Annotated in this window: 22 protein-coding genes; all 22 read right to left on the bottom strand. The window is 40.2% G+C overall.

Translation table 11 applies throughout. The features are described from left to right. Positions 1-70 precede the first annotated feature (70 nt). The 22 genes from AC2VNP_RS21410 to AC2VNP_RS21305 all read right to left on the bottom strand — a co-directional run bounded on the left by AC2VNP_RS21410 (position 71) and on the right by AC2VNP_RS21305 (position 20155). A complete protein-coding gene (locus AC2VNP_RS21410) occupies positions 71-1402 on the bottom strand; it encodes a recombinase family protein (protein ID WP_486919368.1) in 1332 nt (443 codons plus the stop codon). After that, complete coding sequence (locus AC2VNP_RS21405; RefSeq protein ID WP_486919365.1) at positions 1347-2633, bottom strand: recombinase family protein; 1287 nt, start codon at positions 2631-2633, stop codon at positions 1347-1349. The genes AC2VNP_RS21410 and AC2VNP_RS21405 overlap by 56 nt, the downstream gene beginning before the upstream one ends. A gap of 78 nt (positions 2634-2711) precedes the next feature. Further along, the gene (locus AC2VNP_RS21400) at positions 2712-3689 is read right to left on the bottom strand and encodes an N-acetylmuramoyl-L-alanine amidase (protein WP_486919363.1); all 978 of its coding nucleotides are present in this window, start codon (positions 3687-3689) and stop codon (positions 2712-2714) included. Further along, on the bottom strand, positions 3673-4101 hold the full coding sequence (locus tag AC2VNP_RS21395; RefSeq protein WP_486919366.1) for a phage holin family protein: 429 nt from the start codon (positions 4099-4101) through the stop codon (positions 3673-3675). The genes AC2VNP_RS21400 and AC2VNP_RS21395 overlap by 17 nt, the downstream gene beginning before the upstream one ends. A 97-nt stretch (positions 4102-4198) precedes the next feature. Continuing rightward, positions 4199-5254 (bottom strand): hypothetical protein, encoded by a 1056-nt coding sequence (locus AC2VNP_RS21390; protein ID WP_486919362.1) that lies wholly within the window; start codon positions 5252-5254, stop codon positions 4199-4201. Positions 5255-5258: 4 nt separating this feature from the next. Continuing rightward, entirely contained in the window at positions 5259-6416 is a 1158-nt protein-coding gene (locus AC2VNP_RS21385) for a hypothetical protein (RefSeq protein ID WP_486919361.1), read from the bottom strand. 36 nt (positions 6417-6452) lie between these two features. Then, the gene (locus AC2VNP_RS21380; RefSeq protein ID WP_486919359.1) at positions 6453-8726 is read right to left on the bottom strand and encodes a phage tail protein; all 2274 of its coding nucleotides are present in this window, start codon (positions 8724-8726) and stop codon (positions 6453-6455) included. Between the two features lie 238 nt (positions 8727-8964). Next, positions 8965-9390 (bottom strand): hypothetical protein, encoded by a 426-nt coding sequence (locus tag AC2VNP_RS21375; protein ID WP_486919358.1) that lies wholly within the window; start codon positions 9388-9390, stop codon positions 8965-8967. Between the two features lie 26 nt (positions 9391-9416). Next, positions 9417-10298, bottom strand: a complete 882-nt coding sequence (locus AC2VNP_RS21370; RefSeq protein WP_486919357.1) for a major tail protein — start codon at positions 10296-10298, stop codon at positions 9417-9419. Further along, positions 10298-10642 (bottom strand): hypothetical protein, encoded by a 345-nt coding sequence (locus tag AC2VNP_RS21365; protein ID WP_486919355.1) that lies wholly within the window; start codon positions 10640-10642, stop codon positions 10298-10300. Before AC2VNP_RS21365 ends, AC2VNP_RS21370 begins: the two co-directional genes overlap by 1 nt. Continuing rightward, a complete protein-coding gene (locus AC2VNP_RS21360) occupies positions 10639-11073 on the bottom strand; it encodes an HK97 gp10 family phage protein (RefSeq protein ID WP_486919353.1) in 435 nt (144 codons plus the stop codon). Before AC2VNP_RS21360 ends, AC2VNP_RS21365 begins: the two co-directional genes overlap by 4 nt. Positions 11074-11077: 4 nt before the next feature. After that, the gene (locus tag AC2VNP_RS21355) at positions 11078-11413 is read right to left on the bottom strand and encodes a head-tail adaptor protein (protein ID WP_486919352.1); all 336 of its coding nucleotides are present in this window, start codon (positions 11411-11413) and stop codon (positions 11078-11080) included. Further along, positions 11410-11721 (bottom strand): head-tail connector protein, encoded by a 312-nt coding sequence (locus tag AC2VNP_RS21350; RefSeq protein ID WP_486919351.1) that lies wholly within the window; start codon positions 11719-11721, stop codon positions 11410-11412. The genes AC2VNP_RS21355 and AC2VNP_RS21350 overlap by 4 nt, the downstream gene beginning before the upstream one ends. Before the next feature lie 15 nt (positions 11722-11736). Further along, positions 11737-11958, bottom strand: coding sequence for a head fiber protein (locus AC2VNP_RS21345; protein WP_486919350.1), 222 nt, complete (start codon positions 11956-11958; stop codon positions 11737-11739). Between the two features lie 16 nt (positions 11959-11974). Then, entirely contained in the window at positions 11975-13165 is a 1191-nt protein-coding gene (locus AC2VNP_RS21340; RefSeq protein ID WP_486919349.1) for a phage major capsid protein, read from the bottom strand. 14 nt (positions 13166-13179) lie between these two features. Beyond that, positions 13180-13866, bottom strand: a complete 687-nt coding sequence (locus tag AC2VNP_RS21335; RefSeq protein WP_486919347.1) for a head maturation protease, ClpP-related — start codon at positions 13864-13866, stop codon at positions 13180-13182. A 3-nt stretch (positions 13867-13869) separates the two neighbouring features. Further along, positions 13870-15093: a phage portal protein gene (locus tag AC2VNP_RS21330; RefSeq protein ID WP_486919345.1), complete on the bottom strand. Its 1224-nt coding sequence runs from the start codon at positions 15091-15093 to the stop codon at positions 13870-13872. Positions 15094-15259: 166 nt separating this feature from the next. Beyond that, entirely contained in the window at positions 15260-15616 is a 357-nt protein-coding gene (locus tag AC2VNP_RS21325; RefSeq protein ID WP_486919343.1) for a type II toxin-antitoxin system RnlB family antitoxin, read from the bottom strand. A 26-nt stretch (positions 15617-15642) separates the two neighbouring features. Further along, complete coding sequence (locus AC2VNP_RS21320) at positions 15643-17358, bottom strand: ribonuclease H1 domain-containing protein (RefSeq protein WP_486919341.1); 1716 nt, start codon at positions 17356-17358, stop codon at positions 15643-15645. A gap of 256 nt (positions 17359-17614) precedes the next feature. After that, positions 17615-19204: a terminase large subunit gene (locus AC2VNP_RS21315; RefSeq protein WP_486919339.1), complete on the bottom strand. Its 1590-nt coding sequence runs from the start codon at positions 19202-19204 to the stop codon at positions 17615-17617. Then, positions 19152-19925 carry a phage terminase small subunit P27 family gene (locus AC2VNP_RS21310; protein WP_486919337.1) on the bottom strand — a complete coding sequence of 258 codons (774 nt, stop codon included), beginning with the start codon at positions 19923-19925 and terminating at the stop codon, positions 19152-19154. The genes AC2VNP_RS21315 and AC2VNP_RS21310 overlap by 53 nt, the downstream gene beginning before the upstream one ends. Continuing rightward, positions 19925-20155: a hypothetical protein gene (locus AC2VNP_RS21305; RefSeq protein ID WP_486919335.1), complete on the bottom strand. Its 231-nt coding sequence runs from the start codon at positions 20153-20155 to the stop codon at positions 19925-19927. The genes AC2VNP_RS21310 and AC2VNP_RS21305 overlap by 1 nt, the downstream gene beginning before the upstream one ends. Positions 20156-20239 lie beyond the last annotated feature (84 nt).

The following is a 20239-nucleotide window of genomic DNA, read 5'->3' as shown; positions in this document are numbered from 1 at the left end:
TTCTTTTAACACAACTTCCATAGAATCAACCCAAATAGCAGAATACAAACCCTTCAAGACCAATAATAATCTACTCAATCTCACATTCTATTTCCGTACCATCTAACAAACCCACAATAATCCTTTCACCTTCAAACACTGTCAGCTTTTCAATCAATTTAAAATATAACCCTAAATCAAATTCTGTTATTGGCTCTGCTTTTTCAATGAGCTTAATAAACTGTCTTACTCTATATTTTTGTAAATAATCTTTACTATCCATGTTCTGCTGCCATTTTTCTAAAAAATAATCTTTGTTTTCTATTATGGCATTAAACGTGTTGATAAAGGCTTGATATAAGACCTTGTCATCAATATGCTTGTTTTCGCAGCTTTTCTCTCCTTTGACACTGTACTTTTTATTGCATCTCCAAACGATTCTTCTAAGCCTTTCATCGGTAGAGTTCCAAACCTTTCTTCCAAATGGGCTACCACAATGCCCACAAATAACTCTACCTGCAAATGGATTGTCAACTGTTGCGTAATCAACCTTTGATATTCCATGCTTTTCTGCAAATGTTTTTCTTCTCTCTATTTCTAGCTGCACCGCTTCCCACATGTCTTTATCAATAATGGCCGGGTGATTGTCTTCCACATAGTACCTTGGAATTTGTCCAGTGTTGGCTACCCGTTTCTTTGTTAAGTAATCGACTGTGTAGGTCTTTTGCAAAAGGGCATCGCCTTTGTATTTTTCGTTTTTTAACATATTCCTAATGCTGCCTTCATACCATTTTGTTTTCCCGTTCCAGTTGGGAACCCCCTCTGCTTCAAGTTCCCTAGCAAGTCGATTTGGTCCTTTTCCATTCAAATAGTCGGTAAAAATTCTTTTAACAATTTTGGCCTGTTTTTCATTGATGATGAGGTTTCCATCTTCATCTTTATCGTATCCTAGAAATTTTGTATGGTTGAGTGCGACTTTACCTTGCTCAAATCTTCTTCTAATTCCCCAGGTAGAGTTCTCTGAAATGGAGCGGCTTTCATCTTGAGCCAGGCTCGAAAGGATACTGAGGAGCACTTCACCCTTTCCGTCCAAGGTATTTATGTTCTCTTTTTCAAAAATCACGCCAATCCCTAAATCTTTCAACTGCCTCACATAATTCAAGCAGTCTAATGTGTTCCTCGCAAACCTTGATATGGATTTGGTGATGATCATGTCTATTTTCCGGTCTAGACAGTCTACAATCATTTTATTAAATTGCTCTCGCTTTTTCGTGTTAGTGCCTGAAATCCCTTCATCTGCATAGATTCCTGCTAAAACGTAGTCGGGATGATTGCTGATATAATTTGTGTAATACTCCACTTGGGCCTCATAACTTGATAACTGTTCTAATTGGTCTGTCGACACTCGGCAATAGGCTGCCATTTTCTTTTTCTGGGGTTCTAGCTGTTCGATACTGTTCTTCTTGTTTGTGTTTGCGGGAATAACTGTAATGTTTTTTGCCATTCTTCATGACCTCCTTCACAACCGTTTCTTCCTTTATATTGAGCTCGCCAACAACTTCATCGTCAATTCTCGTTCCTGGACAAGCGTTTTTTCCGTTTTTAATATAGTTGCTGCATTGCCATACGATTTTTCTACAGGGGAGCTTACTATTCCATGTCCTGCGTTTCAAGGTCGAGCCACACTTGCTGCAATAAAGCATGCCTGTTAATGGATAGCGTTTTTGGTATTTATCCTCCTGACCCTTGATGTTCCCCTTAGCTTCAGCCCTAGCCCTTAGTTCTTTCTGAACGTCATCCCACATTCCTTTTGGGATGATAGCTGGATGGTGATCTTCGATGTAATAGCTATCAACTTGTCCATTGTTTCGGATGGTTCCTTTCTTTAAATGGTCAGGAGTAAAGTATTTCTGCAGGATTACTGCCCCTTTATACTTTTCATTTTTAAGAATATTGAGGATTGTACTTTCTTGCCATTTGCCACCGGCAACTGTCGGAAACCATTCTGCATTTAATTCCTTTGCTATCGTAAATGCACCTTTCCCTTTTAGATACTCGGTAAATATTCTTCTAACAATTTCTGCTTCGTCTTGATTGATAACCAATTGGCCATTTTCATCTTTGTCGTAACCAAGAAACCGATTGGTGTTTATGAGCAATTCCCCTCGTTCAAATTTCTTCTTAATTCTCCATTTGATATTTTCACTGATATTTTTACTTTCTTCTTGTGCAAAAGAAGAGAGGACGGTTAGCATAATCTCCCCGTCCCCCGATAATGTGTTTATACATTCTTTTTCAAATCTTACTTCTACGCCTAACTCTTTAAGCTCTCTTACTTTTTGCAAGACCACGGTTGTGTTTCTGGCAAACCTTGATATAGATTTCGTAATAATAATATCGATAGCACCCTGCTCTGCGAGTTCTAGCATTCTTTTAAACTCTGGCCGGTTTTCAGTGGTTCCACTAATCCCATGGTCTGCAAAGACCCCTACAAACTCGAATTTTGGGTTGGTACCAATTAACCTTTCATAATAAGCAATTTGGTTTTGCAGTGATTCTCCTTGCTTTTCATGATCAGTTGAAACGCGAGCATAAGCACATACTCTTTTCTTTGTTTTTTTTTGAACAGTTGGCTCAATAATTCTAACTCGCATAAATGGCTCTCCTTTCTATCAATTTGGTACTACCATATATCACTCTGAAGCCATGAATAGTCAAGTTAATAGAGGGCATTAGTCAAACTTGATATAACCATCAAATCCCGCAGTTTTAAGCTTTTTTATCAAAGCTTCTGCATTATTTTTATTCGTGAATGCTCCCACCTGCACCCGGTAATATTTCTGTTTCTCTTGAGGACTAGTTGGTGAAGAACTAATTGTCCTCAGAGCCCCTTTTTCAATCCACGTCATAATTCCAGCCGATTCTTTTCCGCTTCCCTTATCCACTTTCCTACCTAACAACACACATTCCTTACCACCTCTAACAACAGGATTTCCATTGGACACTGCCTGCGTCACTTTGTGATAGGAATTCCTTTTAACCCAGTCTGGAATGCTTGGCCCACCGGGATAGTAGGTATTTGCTGATGCTTTCACTTCCACAACATCTCCTACTTTAAGTGAAGCAGAGGTTTCTGGCAGCCCACTTGAATTATTTAATGCGGATCTCACTGCGGCACGAAAAGTTTCTGTACTTTCTTTGTGCTTCACAAACCAATGCATAACATCCGCATGATTACTCGCAATGCCTCTTCTACTACCTTCTGAATGGCAAATGATATCCCTCTCAGTTAGCCCATACTTTTGACAGAGCATCACACAAAGTTCAACTGAATTCTGCCAAGCCTTTCTAAAATAAGCTTCTTGCTTCGAAACATTATAGCCGACCATATTTGACCCACCAGAATAAGAGAAGCCACCTGGTTCACAGATTTCAATGCCAATGTGAGTATTGTTCGCTGAACCACCGGCATGCCACCCACGATGGTCCCAAGGAAGGTACTGCCACACTTCTTTATTATCAACAAATGCATGAACACAAACTTGCCGATTGATTTCACCTGCTTGATACGATTTGTTCCAGCGATTAAACCAAGCTGCAGCCATCACACCTGGAGTAGCTGTTGAATGAATCATAATCCCTTTAGGGCTAATTTTTCTCCCAGCCTTATAACAATCGTTCCTTGTCATATACTTAGTTTTTAGGTTCATTCTTCTCATCTCCTTTTGCTTTTCCGTTTAGTTGTGATAAAACATCTTTAAGCTTTTGAGGTACTGGAAGTCCTATTTTTGAGGAATTTTCGATAATACTGATTCCTTCATTCGACATATAAAAAAAGATGACCGCAGTACGTATCGCACTACCGTCACCAATTATCCGAGTGTCAATAATATGAGCAACACCGACAAGAATGAAAATAAGTATCTTTTTAAAGATGCCTCTTGCACCAATTTCGCTCGAAAGTTCCCGATTAATAATTGCAACCATAATCCCTGTGATGTAATCAACAACCACAAAGGTAATAAGAGCATATAAAAAGCCGTCAAAACCACCAAGAAACCACCCTAACCAACCACCGACTGCTGCAATCGCAATCTGCACATATATCCATAGTTCTTTAATTGCCACGTTACCTCCCCACTCTCTTTTAAGTTATATCTATAAAAAAGACGCCTCTGACCAAGTGGGTCACAAAGCGACTGAGTTTTCTATTCATATTTTAATAAGGAGCATAATAAACAAAGCCATTCACCTTCACATAAAATCCATCACCCGGTACATAAATGGCACCACCGAAAGTATCATAGGTAGTTGTCGTGAACCCCGGTTGTTCTACTCCTTCCCAAGTTACGCCATCATCTGATACATAAAGCGTACTTTCATTAAACAGTGCAAACTTCCCCCAAGCTTCCATCCAGATGATATTCTGTGGGTTAGCGATACGGTTATCAGCAAGATCACCAACATGGGAAAGGTTCGTTTCTGTTAATTGGGTCGCACTATCATTCAACACACAAAGCCTTACATGGTAAGTGTTATTCACATATCGCCATCTCATCACAAACAGTTTTCCATTAACGGAACGGATGAACATATAGCGGCTATTGTAACTATCTTCGGGTACTGTTGTGTTCCATAATGTCGGACTAGAGGAACTGGATGCTGCAATGGAACGATCTCCACCAACCACACCGACGAATTGCCCTTTATGGGTAGTCATATATCTAAAAATTGGAACACCGCTACCACTGGCTAAAGGCCACTCTGTTCTTTCAGTTAGTGAATCAAAACTATAATAAATTGGGGTTTGATTGTACCACCAACTCACAACTCCACTGCCACTTTCAACATCATAAGCACCCGTCGTCATCGCATTTTGAGCCCCAACACAGTACCCAGCATTATGCCAAGTGATGCCATCAAAGGAAGCGATGATGTTTGCAAAACCTGTGATTTTCGCTAGGAAAACACCTCCACCTGCATAAAGAATTTCAGGCTCTCCATGTGCCCACCATGATACATCTACCACTGTCCATTGCCTCGTGGTTTTGTTGTAATAGGACATATATGGTGTTTTTGCATAATACACAGCAATTTGTACATTCCCGTTGTCGTGGACGTTTATTTGTCTTTCGCTTCCATATTGACTGTAACCAAAATCGTAATAATATTTCCTTTGCCAGTTCAAGGTAGGGATAGGTAAAACAATTTCACCTCTGCCACCAAAGGCAGTCCAGATCGCTAATGTATTATTGAAATTTCGATCATAACTCATGAAACTATCCTCCCTCTACCTTATCAATCGCAGTAATCCTTCCACTGCTATCTGTCGTATAGTTATAATTAGCAGTTGTACCATCCACATAAGTAATCTCAAACATTGAAGCATCCACTAACAACGAAGAAACTTCTTTTAAGAGTAATTCTGAAAATATATCTTCAAGCGTAATCGATGTAATTCTTCCATTACTGTCCGCAGTGTAACTGTATTGGGCATGATACTGATGTGTATCCCCTTTTTCCACTTCATAGGTGACATTAATAGAATTAGAATCGACGGTCAGGTTCTTTACAATGGTATAAGAAATGCTTAGTTGATTCACTTGATACTGAAGGCCATCGACAGAACTACCAACTTGAGTTAAAGAAGATTCTACTGTACTCACGGAACTTTCAATCCGATAAAACGTGTCAGAAATGCTCGGCCTATACCTTCCCACTTCCACACGAATGTTGTACCGGTAAAAAGGATTGTACTCTAGTGAAATAATCCTCGTCTTCACATTGATACCTAGCGGCTTAAATACAATATGTACATTGTCACCAACAGCTAGGTTCAAAAGCTTAAAGAAAGATATGTCATAAGAAGAGGCGTTTTCCCTCGAGTCATAAGAAACGGAAACATTCGTTACATTTTTTGTGTCCATCACAGATTTATGTTCATCACTCCCTCGGTGGCTTCGAATATTAATCTGGTAGCCATCATACTCTATCTCTCCACCTAATAGAGCAATAAACTGCATCAATGCGGCTCGTCTTCTAACCAATTGGTTGATTTTCATATTAATAGTATTCGTGAATTCAACCACACCGACAGAAAAAGGAGTCCCAACTAGCAGTAATCCGAGTCCTTCTGCTGGATCCCCGGAAAAATCAAAGTCATCAATTCTGTATCGGTCATCATTTAAGGTGTACGACACGTGTTCACAAGTTACTGAACAAATCGGAAGACTACCTTGAATGGATTTATTAATTTGAACAATTTCAAAGAACTGCTCGTTTATCTTCGCCACTTGTTTTGTTTTTAGGGCAAGGGCAGATTTGGCCAAAACCGTAAAAGATAGGATAAACTCACCTTCAAGGGTTTCTCGGATGTTCGCTGTCATTACCTTTTTCACAGTTTGGATTAGAGTGTTTCCTGCAAAAATCTCAATCATTACCTATCTGCCCTCCCTTCACAATCTGAGGTTCATCTATGTTCTAGCCACTCCTAAGTTCCTAATGGTGACAGTGTTTTGGTTCCATTGAAGCTGGGCAATAATTCGAGTTAATACCGTTCCGTCAATAGTTAAAGGAATGGTTACATCAAGTAGCGAACCATTCGCTCCTTTGGCTGTGGCACCAACTTCACTATTTAGATCAAGGTCAAAGTCAGTAGGGATAGCACCTTCCATGTCTTTTTCCACATCTCTCATAGCACTACTAAAACCTTCTCCAATCCCTTCACCCATGTTCTCACCTATGCCAGCAAAGACTCTTGAAGGGGAACGAATACCGAGGACTCCTTTCACATTGCTGACAATCCCACCGACAAATCCACCAATTTTATCTTTAATCCAACCAATCATGGAGGCAATCCCGTTCCAAAGACCACGAACAATTTCACGACCAATGGAACCTATTGATACAACAGCTTTGCCTAATCCTATGAGAAGAGCGGAAATGACCCGTGGCAGTTGAGCAACGAGTTGAGGAATAGCTTGAAGAATACCAGCTGCCAATTGAACAATTAGTCTCACTCCCATCTCGACAATCTTCGGTAAGTTCCCAGTAATAAAATTGATAAGCGTTATAATAATCGTCGGCAGTGCTTCAATCAGTTTTGGAAGTGCATTAATTAAACCTATTGCTAGACCTTCAATAATTTTAAAAGCAGCATCGAGCACCATATCCAAGTTGCTGATGATTGTATTTACAATGACCATAATCGTTTCTACGATGACTGGAATAAGTTCAGGGATGGCTTCTCCAATCCCTTCTGCCAATGTAACAACCATTACCAATGCCGCCTCTACTAATGAAGGTAGATTTTCGACGATGCCATTAACAAGAGCGAGGACCAGTTGAAGGGCTCCTTCGGTGACCTGAGGCAGTGCTTCGATAATGCCGCCCACCAAAGTCATAATGATGTTCGTTGCAGCAGTAATTAACGTCGGTAAATTCTCAATAATTCCGTTTACCAGAGCCATCACGAGGTCCGGGGCTACTTCTGCAATCGCTGAAATCAATCCTGTTACAACATCAAGTATTCGAGGAAGTATCACTCCAATCTGCTGAACGGTTTCTTCAGCTCCTTGTTTCAGCTTTTCTGAAGCATCTTCTTGTCCAGTGATAAGACCCGTTAAACCATCAAGGATCATCGTAAATCCCGGTAACAATTCTGAAGCAATGTTATTCTTTACAGCCTGGAATGTTCTTGTGAAGTTATCCATCGCATCGGTATATTCAACTGCTGCATTGACTGCATCTTCACTCATGACAAGACCGAGTTCATGAGCTTTTTGCCTTAGCTCATCCGTACCTTCTGCTGTCTGATTTAGTAGTGCTGATAATTCTACAGAAGAACTCCCGAGTAGATCATTGGCTACTGCTGCCCTTTCACTTTCATTCGTCATCCCTTGAAGACCACGAACGGTCATTTCAAAGATTTCTTCCCGGCTTTTCCCTTGAAGATCATCCATGGAAATACCTAACCGTTCAAACCTTTTAGCCGCAGAATCACTTCCGTTAATCGCATCATCGACAGTATTATTGAGCTTCTTCATACCGTTATCTAATGTATCGATACTGGCACCATTTTGGGATAAAACATAATCCCATTCTTGATATGCCTCTTTTGAAAAACCGACCCTTTGACTGGCTTTGTCAATTTCATCGCCGGCTGCGGCTGCATCGTTGGCCATATCATATAACTTCTTTCCAGCTGTAACTGCAGCCGTACCAATGGCAGCCATGGCGACACCAATTCCAACTGCTACTCCTTTTACAATGGAGCCTAGCTTTTCAAACTTCCCACCTGCATCATCTGCGGTATCTGCTGCGTCACTGATATCATCACCAAACTTCTCTGCTTCATCTCCAGCTTCATCAAAACCATCACTCGCTGCTTCTAACGCTCGGTTATTTTCCTCTAATTCACTTTCCATCCCATTCAAAGCAGCTTTCGCATTGTTCAACTGAATTTGCCAGGCTTGAGTCCGTCTATCATTTTCACCGAAGGAAGATGCCGCATTTGCTAGGGCTTTTTCCAGCATGCCAATTTTGTCTTTCTGGGCATCAATCTCTTTATTGAGTACAGAGTTTCTCGCAGTAACAGCCTGAACCGATTTATCCTGCTTATCAAATTGAGAGCTTACGAGTTTCATTTCACTGCCTAGTACTTTAAAGTTACGATTAATATCCCTTAAAGCGTTTTTAAACTCCTTCTCTCCCTCAACACCAATCTTTAGACCGAAATTATCAGACACATTTCCACCTCCTCTCTTTTAGGCATAAAAAATACACTCCTCTCAGAGTGTTAGAGCCATGTCGGAATTACATCGTCAATCCATGTATCTTGTTTCGGCTGTGCTATCCCAGTAAACTGTTTGTGACATTCCCATAGATCTAGTAAATAGCCCAAGGGCAAAAGCCAGACTTCTTCTTCCCTGCGATTTAAATGGGCCGTGCCGTAATAAATAAGTCGGATAAACAACTCTTCGTCATTTACCCGACTTCCACGTTTTTTGCTGGTTCACTCTCGATGTGCCTTTTTGTACCTTTCATCATGCTGACCATGATTGCGTTTTTGTACTCCGCTAATTCAAAAGGTGTTGTTAACAGCTCCACCTCATCTTCTTGCAACAACTCCTTTTTATCATCCTTGTTTCGAATGTTATGAATGAGAATGGACTGATTGGCGAGCAAAGTAACAAGCCAGACCACTTCATCTAATGCTAGTTCAAAATCTTTACTCTCCATTAACTTAGTACCAAGGTTTTCTAAACCGCCATACCGTTTAGCAATCTCTTTCGTTGCTTTCGTCGTAAGAATTAGCTTATATTTCTCTCCACCAATTTCAATCGCAGCACTTCTCTCATTTGCCACTTCATCTACATCAAGTGGTTTCGCTTCAATTTGTTCATTTGTCATTTTCCCTCACCCTCTCGTATAACCCTCTATGAAACTACGACTGTAGCAACATCCGATTTAACATCTGTTGCACCCACTGAACTAAGTACACAATAGTAATAATATGTTCCAGCAAGTAGGTCTGTTGGAAGATTAAAGCTCGCTGAAGTTTCTCCATTAATAACCGTTCCACCGACTGTGCTATCAGTCGTGTTTTCATACCACTGATAAGTGATTGGGTGACTTGTATTCACACTTGCTACAACAGAAAGACTACCTGAAATATCTCCCTCTACTACTTCCGTCAGTTCAGATGGCTGGGTCGTAATTGTGATTACTGGTTCTACTGGAGTAAAGTCAGGTTCATACACTTTGTTGAACCATTCTGTAATCGTTGATGTCGCTACACCTGAATCCCCTTCTGTTACTTCTGCTTTCCAAGGGTGCTTGCTTTCTCCATCTAGTTTGTTTCGTCTAAACACTGTCCCTTCAATGGTTGGACTGCTAAACGTAATCGATTCTCCTTTTGTTGCAAGACTAGTAGTTGGAATGCTGAAAATCACACGATACAGCCAGAAGTAGCGATATCTTCCATTCGATTTTTTCGCACGAAAACCGATAGCGACAGGCTTTCCTCCGTCTTCACTTCTTGAAACTACGACGTTATTACTATCAATCTTACATCCTGTTAAATCTTGAGCGGCCAGCGGACCAATGTCATCAATGCCCAGATTTAAAGTCCCACTTTGAAATTCCTTTACAATCTCTGACGCCCCATCATCGGCATATAGAATGGCTTCTATCAGCTCAACACTTAGTTCAGCTGTCATTGCCTTTGCTAGAACCTTTGGGGTTCCATAACTCTCAATGCCATTTTCATCTTCCGTAATGTTGGCATAATATAAACGATCGAGTCCTATGGTTGCCATTAATTTTCCTCCATTTCATATTCTTTCATTACGTCTAAAGCATAATGATGATATTTTGTTTCGTTTTCAAATCCGATGTATCGCCTATCAGTAATTGTGATCTCATTTTTTAGCAGTTTTTTCGTTAGCTGCTTTTTGATAGGCAAATAATTCTTTTTTGAAAACACAGATATTCTTACTTCTTCAATAACAGAATGAGCTTGATTATCCGCAAATAAATCAAACCTATCAGAGAGGGGCGTGAGGACCATATATTCATCTGGAGGTAAACCAGAAAAGTACCCTGTTTCAATAGGAATGGCCATAGGATGAATAATGGAATTTAACGCTGCTAATAGCTTCATAGTTTATCAATCTCCTTATCCAGTGCCTCTTTCATCGCTTCAATGCAAGCTTTTCTTGTCGCTGATTTTGTTGATTTTAGCCATGGTTTAGGTGGTTGACCCGCTTTCCCATACTCCATGACCGCTGCTTTTAAAGCGTTGGATACACCTTTGCTATCTTTGGTGGTTGGAATTCCAACACGCAGGTTCCAATTCCCCTTATAGTCCTGGACAGGCTTTGTCGTTTCTAAGGACGCAATCAGTTCACCCGTACTCTCAGAGGGATTTTTCGTTCCAACACCTATCCTTGCAGCCAGATTACTCTTTGCTTTTTTAACAACAGGTTCCGTACCTGCTTGCAGGACTTCAGGGACAATCCGGTCAAAATGATAATTCAGCTTAGACAGTTTTTCTAAAAAGTCATCAGGCATTTTAAAAGTTGCTCGTGCCATCCCCTCACCCCTTTGAACTTACAATATTCTCTGCTAACACTTCGAGATACATTCCTCTTTCCTTCAAGTTTTCAACGCTTAAAATGTTATATCGTTCCTCTTTGCAAACAATCTTCAAACTTGTTGTCACCGTAATGTCATGAGGTTTCCTAAAACGAAAAAGTGATGTAGCTGTTGAAAAACTTGCCCGATTCTTCCATGCCTCATTCCCGTGTCTGTCTTCTTTATAGGCACGGGTGGAAGCTAGGGTAAGTTCTTCTTCGGTTGTAAAACCATCTTCGTCTTTAATGGACTGTGTTTGAATGATGTCTATCATCGTTCTCATTTTTCCAAAGCTCATATAACCACTTCCCGGTTTAACCTAAGAAGCATATTAACAACTTTCCACACCTGCTGACTCGCCTCTACTTTATCTGCAAAAAAGCCACCAGTACTACCGTCTCGGCTTTCATAGAAATGAGACGATAGCATGATGACTGCTTGTTCTGTCGTTGGATGCATTGGATTTTCTTTATAATACCCGTCAGGCTTCTTCTGGTAGTTTTCTGCATAAGAAGTGGCAGCAGCAATGAAACTTAGTAGTAAATCATCATCCTCATTGTGCGTTAGAATTAAGTTGCTTTTCACCTTAACAAGTAATGATTCCATTGCCGCCCCTCCTTATTATTCATTTGCCATTAGGCCCGCTTCCTTGAGTTTTGCTAACAGAGCATTGAAATCAGCAACAAGTCCTTCCACATCGGTTGCTGTACTATCCTCTTGATTTACTGCTGGGCTTACTTCTATACCAGCAAAGGTCAGTTTTCCATCTTCGGATATTTCAAGCGTTCCTCCAATAACGGTTCGTTCTCCACCTTGTTCTGTATAATTCTTAACGTTAATCATTTCTTCTCACCTGCCTTTATTTTTGCTGAAGCACTTTAATTGCTTCAGGAAGGGTTAATTTTCCGTCTACACGTTGGCTTCCTTTAAATCCAACTTGCCCCGTTGCAGCGTACAATTCGTTTAAGCGTTGGAACGAACGGCCTTGTCGATCTGCAACCCAGTAGTAACCAAAGTCACCAAAAGCGATCGTCTTCGCCCCAGTAGCGACTGTTGGTACATACGCTGATGTTTTCACTGGACGATTTAAAATCGTATCTGGTTGTCCAGCTTGAATGGAAGGCTGCCATAAATATTGCCCGTTTCCGTCTTTTAGCTTCCGAATCAGTTTCACGGTCGCATCGTTCATGACAAAGACTGCATTTTTACGATATGGCGAGCGTAGAGAATAGAATAAGTCCATAATCTCATCAACAGAAATGGCCGTTGCAGAAGATGAAGTAATGCCAAGTTCTGCTCCACCTGTGGCATTAAAAATGCCAGTCGGCTTTCCGGTACCATCTCCTACGAAGAACGCTTCCTCTTCTTTGGCACCAATCCGTCTGGCAAATTCTTTTGCAATATACGCTTGTAAGTTGAACACACTGTCGTTTAATAGTTCTTCAGATACTTTAATCATGGTGGCTAGCTTATAAGCACCAATTGAAACTTGGCCAAAGCTGTCATCTGACTCTGGAATAAGCCCTTCTTCATCGACCCAAGAAGCCGTTCCTTTTGAAGCAACCACTGGGATTTTACGATCCCCAGAAGAAGTCGTAATGACTTTAGCTAAGGAACGAAAGATGTTTTCTTCTTCTAATGCTTCAATCAATGTACGTTCAAACTCGTCCGGTGCTAAATAACCGCCCTCAGAATCCGTACCAACCTTTAATGCGTTTTGAACGTCAAAGTTGCTTTTATTTCGCATCGACTTCCAGAAAGCATCTTTATACTCATCCGTTGCTCGTCCTGTTTTATGCTCACCAGTTCCAGTAGGTTTCGACGTAATCGGCTGGTTAATTGGCTTAGATAACTCAAAATCAATAGCATGTTGGCGTTCCAATCGGTCGATTTCCTTCCCAAGATTGACGACCTCTTCTTCCATCTTTTCATAAGTGGATGTATCTTCAGCTGAGAGTAGACCATCTTTTCCTCTTTTGGAATCAAGAAAAGCCTTAGCTCCTTCCCATGCTTTTGCTCTTTTTTCACGTAGATCTAATACTTTACTCATTCAAATCTCCTCCTTTAATATTTCAAGAGTTCTAATCTCTTGTCTAAGATTGTGATGGCGGTACCTTTTTTCTCCTCTTTTTGTGGCAGTTTGTGTAAGAACGAATTCACAACAGCCATTTTGCTATAGATGATCCCTTCCTCTGGTGATTCTGATTCATTTTTATTTACAAACATGACTTCATCAGCAAACCCCATTTCCACTGCCTTTTTGGAATTAAACCAACTTTCAGCATCCATTAAGTCAGAAAGCTCTGTCCTTGAAAGACCCGTCTTCAATTCATAAGCATTAATGATACTCTCTTTAACTTCACTCAGCATATTGATGGCTTTTTCCATTTCAGCAGTGTCTCCAAAGGCAATGGTCATCGGATTATGGATCATCATCATGGAAACAGGAGACATATGTACTTCTCCACCTGCCATGGCAATAACTGATGCAGCACTTGCAGCAACACCATCAATTTTCACAGTGACCTTGCCATTATAATCCATCAGCATGTTGTAGATCTGACTCGCCGCAAAAACGTCGCCACCTGGGGAGTTAATCCAGATAGTAATATCTCCGCATTCATCAATTAACTCAGATTTAAATTGCTTCGGTGTCACTTCGTCACCAAACCATGACTCTTCTGCAATCACTCCGTCAAGATGAAGCGTTCGACCACTCTCGTTCTTGACCCAGTTCCAAAATTTCTTCAAGGCTTATCCCTCCTCATATTTTTCTGTCCAAGCACCAGCCTTTGACATATCAACAAAGTTACCGTTCACTAAATATTTCGATCCACCCTGTTCTTCAGGGATTAAGTTCATCTCTTCTAGTTCTCGGATGTCATTCGCCGACATCACACCATTTTGACGCATGATCTGATAGAATTGAGCTCTTGAACCTGCATCTCCTCGAAGTCGTCCGTTGAGGTTAAACTTAATGAAATACTCACCCTTTTCAGATTCACTCAACAATGATTTCTTCATCGATTGCTCAATTCTTGTGACCCAAGGCATGATCGTATTATCGATAAAACTAATGGACTGATGTTCGATATTACTAAAGGTCGCTTTATCAAGGTTCGCAACAAGGTGAGGTGGAACTCTAAAAATTCGACAGATCTCTTCCGTTTGAAACTTTCTCGTTTCTAGGAATTGAGCCTGTTCTGGTGGAATACCGATGCTCTGAAACTTCATCCCTTCTTCAAGAACCGCAATCCTATGGGCATTACCGCTTCCCCGATAAACAGCATTCCAACTTTCTCTTATCTTTGCAGGGTCTTTCACCACCCCCGGATGTTCTAACACTCCACCAGGATTGGCTCCGTTAGCAAAAAACTTAGCTCCATATTCTTCAGTGGCTAGTGCCATTCCAATCGCATTCTTAGCCATAGCAATTGGTGAGTAACCCACAAGACCATCAAAACCTAGTCCCGGGATATGAAGAACCTCTTCACTTCTAAGAATGACTGTCCCACTGTCCTTTAAGTATTTATAATAAAGCTCACCTGTTGAAGTCCGGTCCACCGCCATCTTATCAGGAAGTAAGGGATAAAGAGAAAGCACATTTCCTCTACCATCCCTGATGATTTGAGCATAGGCATTTCCCCATAATAAAAGATGACTCATCAGTGTTTCCCTAAACACAAACGAAGTCATCTCGGAGTTCGGCTCATCATGGAGGATGTTATATAAATGGTGTTCTAGTGCTTTTTCTTTTCCGTTATCAGTGTATTTATATACGTGCAGCGGAAGACTCGCGATCGTTTCAGCTAAAATTCGAACACAAGCATATACTGCGGTAGTCTGCATAGCAGTTCTTTCATTAACCGCCTTTCCACTTGTTGTACCACCAAAGAAAAAACTGTAGGTACTTCCTAAAAAACTGTTCTTTGGGCTAGCCCTTGATTGAAATAATTTTGATATAACTGGTATCTTCATCAGCTTCACCTCCGAAATTGGCATAAAAAAAGCACCCACTTCTCAGTAGATGCGCGAATTTATTATATTCTTGTTCATATAAAAGGAGCAAGACATACAGTCTTACCCCTCCCGCAAATGGAATATTTGGATTAAGGCACTACCCAAGCCTTCCAACAGTTTTTTGCTAAATAGCATCACCGGTTGTAATTAGGTACTGAAGGGCTTTTGGTAGTACACTGTTTTTTACGAGCTGTTCATTTTCCTTAAAAAACGATAAGCTCTTTTGACGAATATTTTCGTCAACATAATCTGCAATTTTTATTGATTGTCTTTGGCAAGCATCATTTACAACATTGCATTCCACAAAACGGTTCTTTTTGTTTCCATGAATTAACATAAAGTCAACCAAAATCTTACCTTGCCCTATACTCACTGCACTGTCTAGCTTTGCTAAATCACTGAGGGAGCTACGAAAACTTGTCGCGATAAACAAGTAGTCATATGGGGCATTATTAAGTTGTATCACATCAAAATTAGCCATAGTAACCACCTTCTCCCTCAGTTATTTTATGCTATAAGATACGTATATGTTCGTTCAATCAGATCAATGACTTCATTTACAATTTGATCTGCTTCTAGTTTATCCTCTAAAATGCGAGTAGTAAATAATATTTGTTCTGAATGAAACAGTGTATGACGGTTTTTATTTAAATAATTGTAAACTTCCGTTATCGGAACTTCACTCTTTGGATTCTTCAAATTCTGTACAGTATGTTTTTTCAAGTGAAACACACCAGTCTTAGTGTCGTGCCCAAAGTGATGTCCATAGCTATGCCCAATTTCAACCTCTTCTATACTAAATAAGTACTTCAAGTAACCTTCCAGTGCACGTAAAGCAGGAAAGGCGTAACAAGAATAATCTTCGATTTCCATTTTTACTTTTTTAAGGGACACTGCCGGAGAAAGTATCTTGATTAGCGTATCGTCAATATTCTCAAACGCATTAGGCATAAGCTTATGAAGTTCTGTTCTAGTATCTGTGACTGTAATATCTACTTCGTAGAATGAATTATTTGCTTCAACAACATCATTGATACTAACTTCTGGGCAGTAAGATAATAAGGAAAGAGCTTCAGTATAAAGATAAGCAGGTTTCCCTTGCAAAACAACTTTACCTGTTTCGTATATGTTTACGTTTAATCGATCGCCCCTACCACTCACAAATTTGTACTGTTCATATTTAGGGTTTTCGTAGCTTTTTTGGTCTTTATCAATACCTTCTAGTCCACCTAAGAAGTTCACTAGTTTATTTGCCCATTCTTTGTTAATCCTAAACGTATGCGATTTAGAAACACCCGTATCTGTATATTCACTTTGCTCGATAATTCGGTCCCTAAGCACCGAGGAAAGTTCAACATTTTTCCCGATAGGAGTCATAGTAGTTGTTCCTTTATTTGTTCTGTAATAAAAATCCAAGGAACCTTGTTTATCATTTACGGAGAAGATGCATCGTTTAGCATTCCCAACTTTTTCAAAAGAGAGAAGTTGGAAATCCTCCCATTCACTTTCTCCAGCAGAACAAATAGCTTCTTCTAACTTATTTGGTTCTACAAAGATACCGATATTTTTTGGTTTTTCGGAGACACTATCTACTGAGTTCTCTACAGATTCTGTTTGCAAAAAAGCTTCTTTAGCCAATTTATCTGCCAAATCGTTAAATTCATCACCTGAGTGGCTTTTAACCTTAACAAATTTAACTTTCACATCATTTTTAATGCTGTCAAAATATTGTTTGTAAGCAATAGTGCCTGTTTTTTTTGCTTGCCATTCACCTGTACACCATTTAGAAATGCCTTCATAATCATGATGAATTGTCAGGCTCTTGGCTTCTTTTTCGACAGAAAAAGCCATGGCTCTTTCTGAACCCTTAATTTCTCCTGCTACATTCCTCATGGAAACTAGGTCAGGATCACTAAATTTTTCAGCAAAATGTGTTTGTTCCCCTTGGTAAAAAATAACTGCACCGTAAGAAAACTCAGAGCTTACTTCATTGAAGCTACCATCAACATAAGCTACAACTTCAGCTTCACTTTCGTTTGCCTTATCTTTTTCGGGATCGCCAGTTTCTTGTATACCAGTTAAATAGTTTTCTGCCTGTGCTTTACTCGTAAAGCTTTTATATTCTGCACCTGGGTATCCGTGTACATTTTGTTTGCATTCATCCCATGTAGTAAAGATCCCAGTTCTTTTGCCTTGTTTTACTGCATAGTATTTTTTAGCCACCTGTATCACCGCTCCTGTAAGTGCAAATTTCTTTGCAAGTTAATTAATGAAAAATTTGAAAAAGTGCCTTACAGAATGGAGATTTAAAGAAAAAACTATCTTTAACCAAATAAACAACCAGTTTCTAATCAAAAAAACTAGTTGCCCAGGCACATATGAAATATTAAACTATCTGTCTATTAATCTAAACTCTTATAATTATACGTTAGTTAGGGACAGTTTGCAATGAAAACAAATGCAATGACTGATTCTGAACTCATAGTATCAATATTCCCCTACCATCATAAACACTCTCACGATTTTCGTTCCGAATAGCACGATCCAAAGCCATAATCATTGCTACAGCACCATCAATTCGCTCTGTACTTTTCTCTTTATCAGGCTTTATGTTTCCAGCAGGGTCAGTTTTGACGAAAATGTTGTCCATCATCCATCTGAGAACCGGATTTCCACCATGAACAATCCTTTTTTCAAGGGTGATTTTCATTAATTCCTTTGAAGCTGGAGACATATCTTTATATCCTTGACCAAAAGGAACAACAGAAAAGCCCATTCCTTCTAAGTTCTGAACCATCTGCACTGCACCCCATCTATCAAAGGCAATTTCTTTAATGTTGTACTTTGTTCCTAGTTCTTCGATAAATTTTTCAATAAATCCATAATGAACTACGTTTCCTTCAGTGGTTTTGATATAGCCTTGCTGTTCCCAGATATCATAAGGAACATGGTCTCTCCTCACTCTTACCTTCAAGTTTTCATCTGGTATCCAGAAGTAAGGTAAAACTGTGAACTTTTCATCTTCTGTCCTCGGTGGAAAAACGAGCACAAAAGCTGTGATATCCGTTGTGCTCGAAAGGTCTAAGCCACCAAAACACTCTCTACCACGGAGCAAGTCCAAGTCAACCGGTTCATCGCAAGCGTCCCATTTCTCCATTTGCATCCAACGGGTTGATTGCTTTACCCATTGATTTAGTCGCAGTTGTCTAAAAATGTTCTCTTCCGCAGGGTTTTCCTTTGCACTTAAATAAGCATTTCTCACTTTTTCTATGTCAATGGTATGGCCAAGAGATGGATTGGCTTTGTACCAGTTTTTTTCGTCAGTCCAGTCATCGTCATCATCAATTCCGTAAATGGCAGGATAAAAAGTAGGGTCAATTTTTCTCCCTTCCAAAAGATCGACTGCCTTTTGGTGTACTTCATAACAAATCGAATTTCGATCTGTGCCTGCTGTAGTAATTAAAAAGAACAAAGGTTGCAAGCGAGCATCACCAGACCCCTTTGTCATAACATCGAATAAATCTCGGTTCGGTTGAGCATGTAGCTCATCAAACACAACGGCATGAACATTCAGACCATGCTTCGTATAAGCTTCTGCAGATAATACCTGATAAAAGCTATTTGTCGGTTTATAAACCAAACGCTTCATAGACATAACCGGTTTAAATCGTTTCTTCAATGCAGGTGACTGCTCTACCATTTCTACTGCAACATCAAATACAATTGATGCCTGTTGTCTATCAGAGGCACAGCCATACACTTCGGCTCCCCACTCCCCATCACCACAGGTCATAAGCAGTGCGAGTGCAGCTGCAAGCTCGCTTTTACCATTCTTCTTAGGAATTTCAACGTAAGCAGTATTATATTGTCGATATCCATTTTCTTTCACAGTTCCGAAAATGTCCCTCACAATTTGGTCTTGCCAAGGCAAAAGGTCAAAAGGAACCCCACGCCACTGCCCTTTCGTATGCTTTAAGCAGTTTATGAAGTTGACGGCATGCTGTGCTTTTTTCTCATCATACACCCTTACCACCTCCACCTTGAAAGAGCATAAACTCCATTGGATCATTCGCATCCGTTGGTTTGTCCGCCACAATTCTACTTCTCGATGAAGGAGTTAACCCAAACTGCTCACAGAAACGATTCATGATTTTGAGATAGCTCTGAGCAATGGACACCTGTGGCACCTGTTGCCAGTATCCTAAGGGGGTTTTTACAATCGTTCCATGCTTTGTGATAAATTCTTCTGCTTCTTTCCATCTTGCATAAGCTTGGCAGTATCCCGCAAAGGCTGCCATATCTACTTCTGTTAATATCCCTAGCTGTTCCAATTGTTTCACCATTCTCCGCCATTCTTTCTTTGCTTCAGGTTCTAACCAAGCTGGACATCTAGGTGCTTTCTTTTCCGGTTTCGGTTCATTTTGATTAAGGTCTCTCTTTCCAGGGTTACCTTCTAATGCTTTAATCGCTGTTGGTTTAGGTTTCCTTCCACGTTGGGCCACAGGCTCCACCTCCTTTCCGCTAGAACAAAATAAAGAGCCTACATTAAGATAGACTCCAAATATTGAATCGTATATTAAATATTGGCCATGAAGCCCTTTATAATTGTAATTCCCCTTCTTTATTTCCTCATGATCGGCTTTAACCGCCTCACCATAATCAGGTCTTTTCGTCTCTTTGTCTTTGCAATCCATGCATAGGCATTCCGTTGAATACATGGACATTATTCGCCCGCCTTTCAAGCTTCCACCACATCGGTCACAGTGTTTTTGAGTGAAAAATGTATCCATCAGTTACCTCCCAATGTGTACTTTTCTCGAGTCTTATCGATGAACTGCTGAAGGTGTCCGGCATTCTCTTCGAATTCCATGTCGCTGTTCCAGAAAAGGTCCAAGTCCTCAAGCAAATCCAAAATGGTTAGTACACTTTCCTTTGCATCAGCTTCGCCAAGCACTACCTCTTTTTCAATGATGGTAGCAATCAACCCTCGAATCATTGCCCGATAGGTTTCTCTATTCATTTGGATCACCTGCTTTTCTAAAGGCTCCGTTATGTGAAGCTTTACATAATGGAGCTTATGCGAAGTAAGTAATTATGCAAACAA

The organism is Alkalihalobacterium sp. TH-98 (assembly GCF_057473385.1).
The sequence above is the reverse complement of the archived record's forward strand: the minus strand, read 5'-3'. Positions and strand labels throughout refer to the sequence as shown.

Bases quoted from the DNA above. Each gene is read 5' to 3' on its own strand.
- AC2VNP_RS21410 (WP_486919368.1), bottom strand. From the start codon at position 1,402: ATGGCAGCCTATTGCCGAGTGTCGACAGACCAATTAGAACAGTTATCA.
- AC2VNP_RS21405 (WP_486919365.1), bottom strand. From the start codon at position 2,633: ATGCGAGTTAGAATTATTGAGCCAACTGTTCAAAAAAAAACAAAGAAA.
- AC2VNP_RS21390 (WP_486919362.1), bottom strand. From the start codon at position 5,254: ATGAGTTATGATCGAAATTTCAATAATACATTAGCGATCTGGACTGCC.
- AC2VNP_RS21315 (WP_486919339.1), bottom strand. From the start codon at position 19,204: ATGATCCAATGGAGTTTATGCTCTTTCAAGGTGGAGGTGGTAAGGGTG.
- AC2VNP_RS21305 (WP_486919335.1), bottom strand. From the start codon at position 20,155: ATGAATAGAGAAACCTATCGGGCAATGATTCGAGGGTTGATTGCTACC.
- AC2VNP_RS21310 (WP_486919337.1), bottom strand. From the start codon at position 19,925: ATGGATACATTTTTCACTCAAAAACACTGTGACCGATGTGGTGGAAGC.
- AC2VNP_RS21355 (WP_486919352.1), bottom strand. From the start codon at position 11,413: ATGAGCTTTGGAAAAATGAGAACGATGATAGACATCATTCAAACACAG.
- AC2VNP_RS21385 (WP_486919361.1), bottom strand. From the start codon at position 6,416: ATGATTGAGATTTTTGCAGGAAACACTCTAATCCAAACTGTGAAAAAG.
- AC2VNP_RS21400 (WP_486919363.1), bottom strand. From the start codon at position 3,689: ATGAACCTAAAAACTAAGTATATGACAAGGAACGATTGTTATAAGGCT.
- AC2VNP_RS21365 (WP_486919355.1), bottom strand. From the start codon at position 10,642: ATGAAGCTATTAGCAGCGTTAAATTCCATTATTCATCCTATGGCCATT.
- AC2VNP_RS21375 (WP_486919358.1), bottom strand. From the start codon at position 9,390: ATGACAAATGAACAAATTGAAGCGAAACCACTTGATGTAGATGAAGTG.
- AC2VNP_RS21330 (WP_486919345.1), bottom strand. From the start codon at position 15,093: ATGAAGATACCAGTTATATCAAAATTATTTCAATCAAGGGCTAGCCCA.
- AC2VNP_RS21345 (WP_486919350.1), bottom strand. From the start codon at position 11,958: ATGATTAACGTTAAGAATTATACAGAACAAGGTGGAGAACGAACCGTT.
- AC2VNP_RS21340 (WP_486919349.1), bottom strand. From the start codon at position 13,165: ATGAGTAAAGTATTAGATCTACGTGAAAAAAGAGCAAAAGCATGGGAA.
- AC2VNP_RS21325 (WP_486919343.1), bottom strand. From the start codon at position 15,616: ATGGCTAATTTTGATGTGATACAACTTAATAATGCCCCATATGACTAC.
- AC2VNP_RS21370 (WP_486919357.1), bottom strand. From the start codon at position 10,298: ATGGCAACCATAGGACTCGATCGTTTATATTATGCCAACATTACGGAA.
- AC2VNP_RS21350 (WP_486919351.1), bottom strand. From the start codon at position 11,721: ATGGAATCATTACTTGTTAAGGTGAAAAGCAACTTAATTCTAACGCAC.
- AC2VNP_RS21360 (WP_486919353.1), bottom strand. From the start codon at position 11,073: ATGGCACGAGCAACTTTTAAAATGCCTGATGACTTTTTAGAAAAACTG.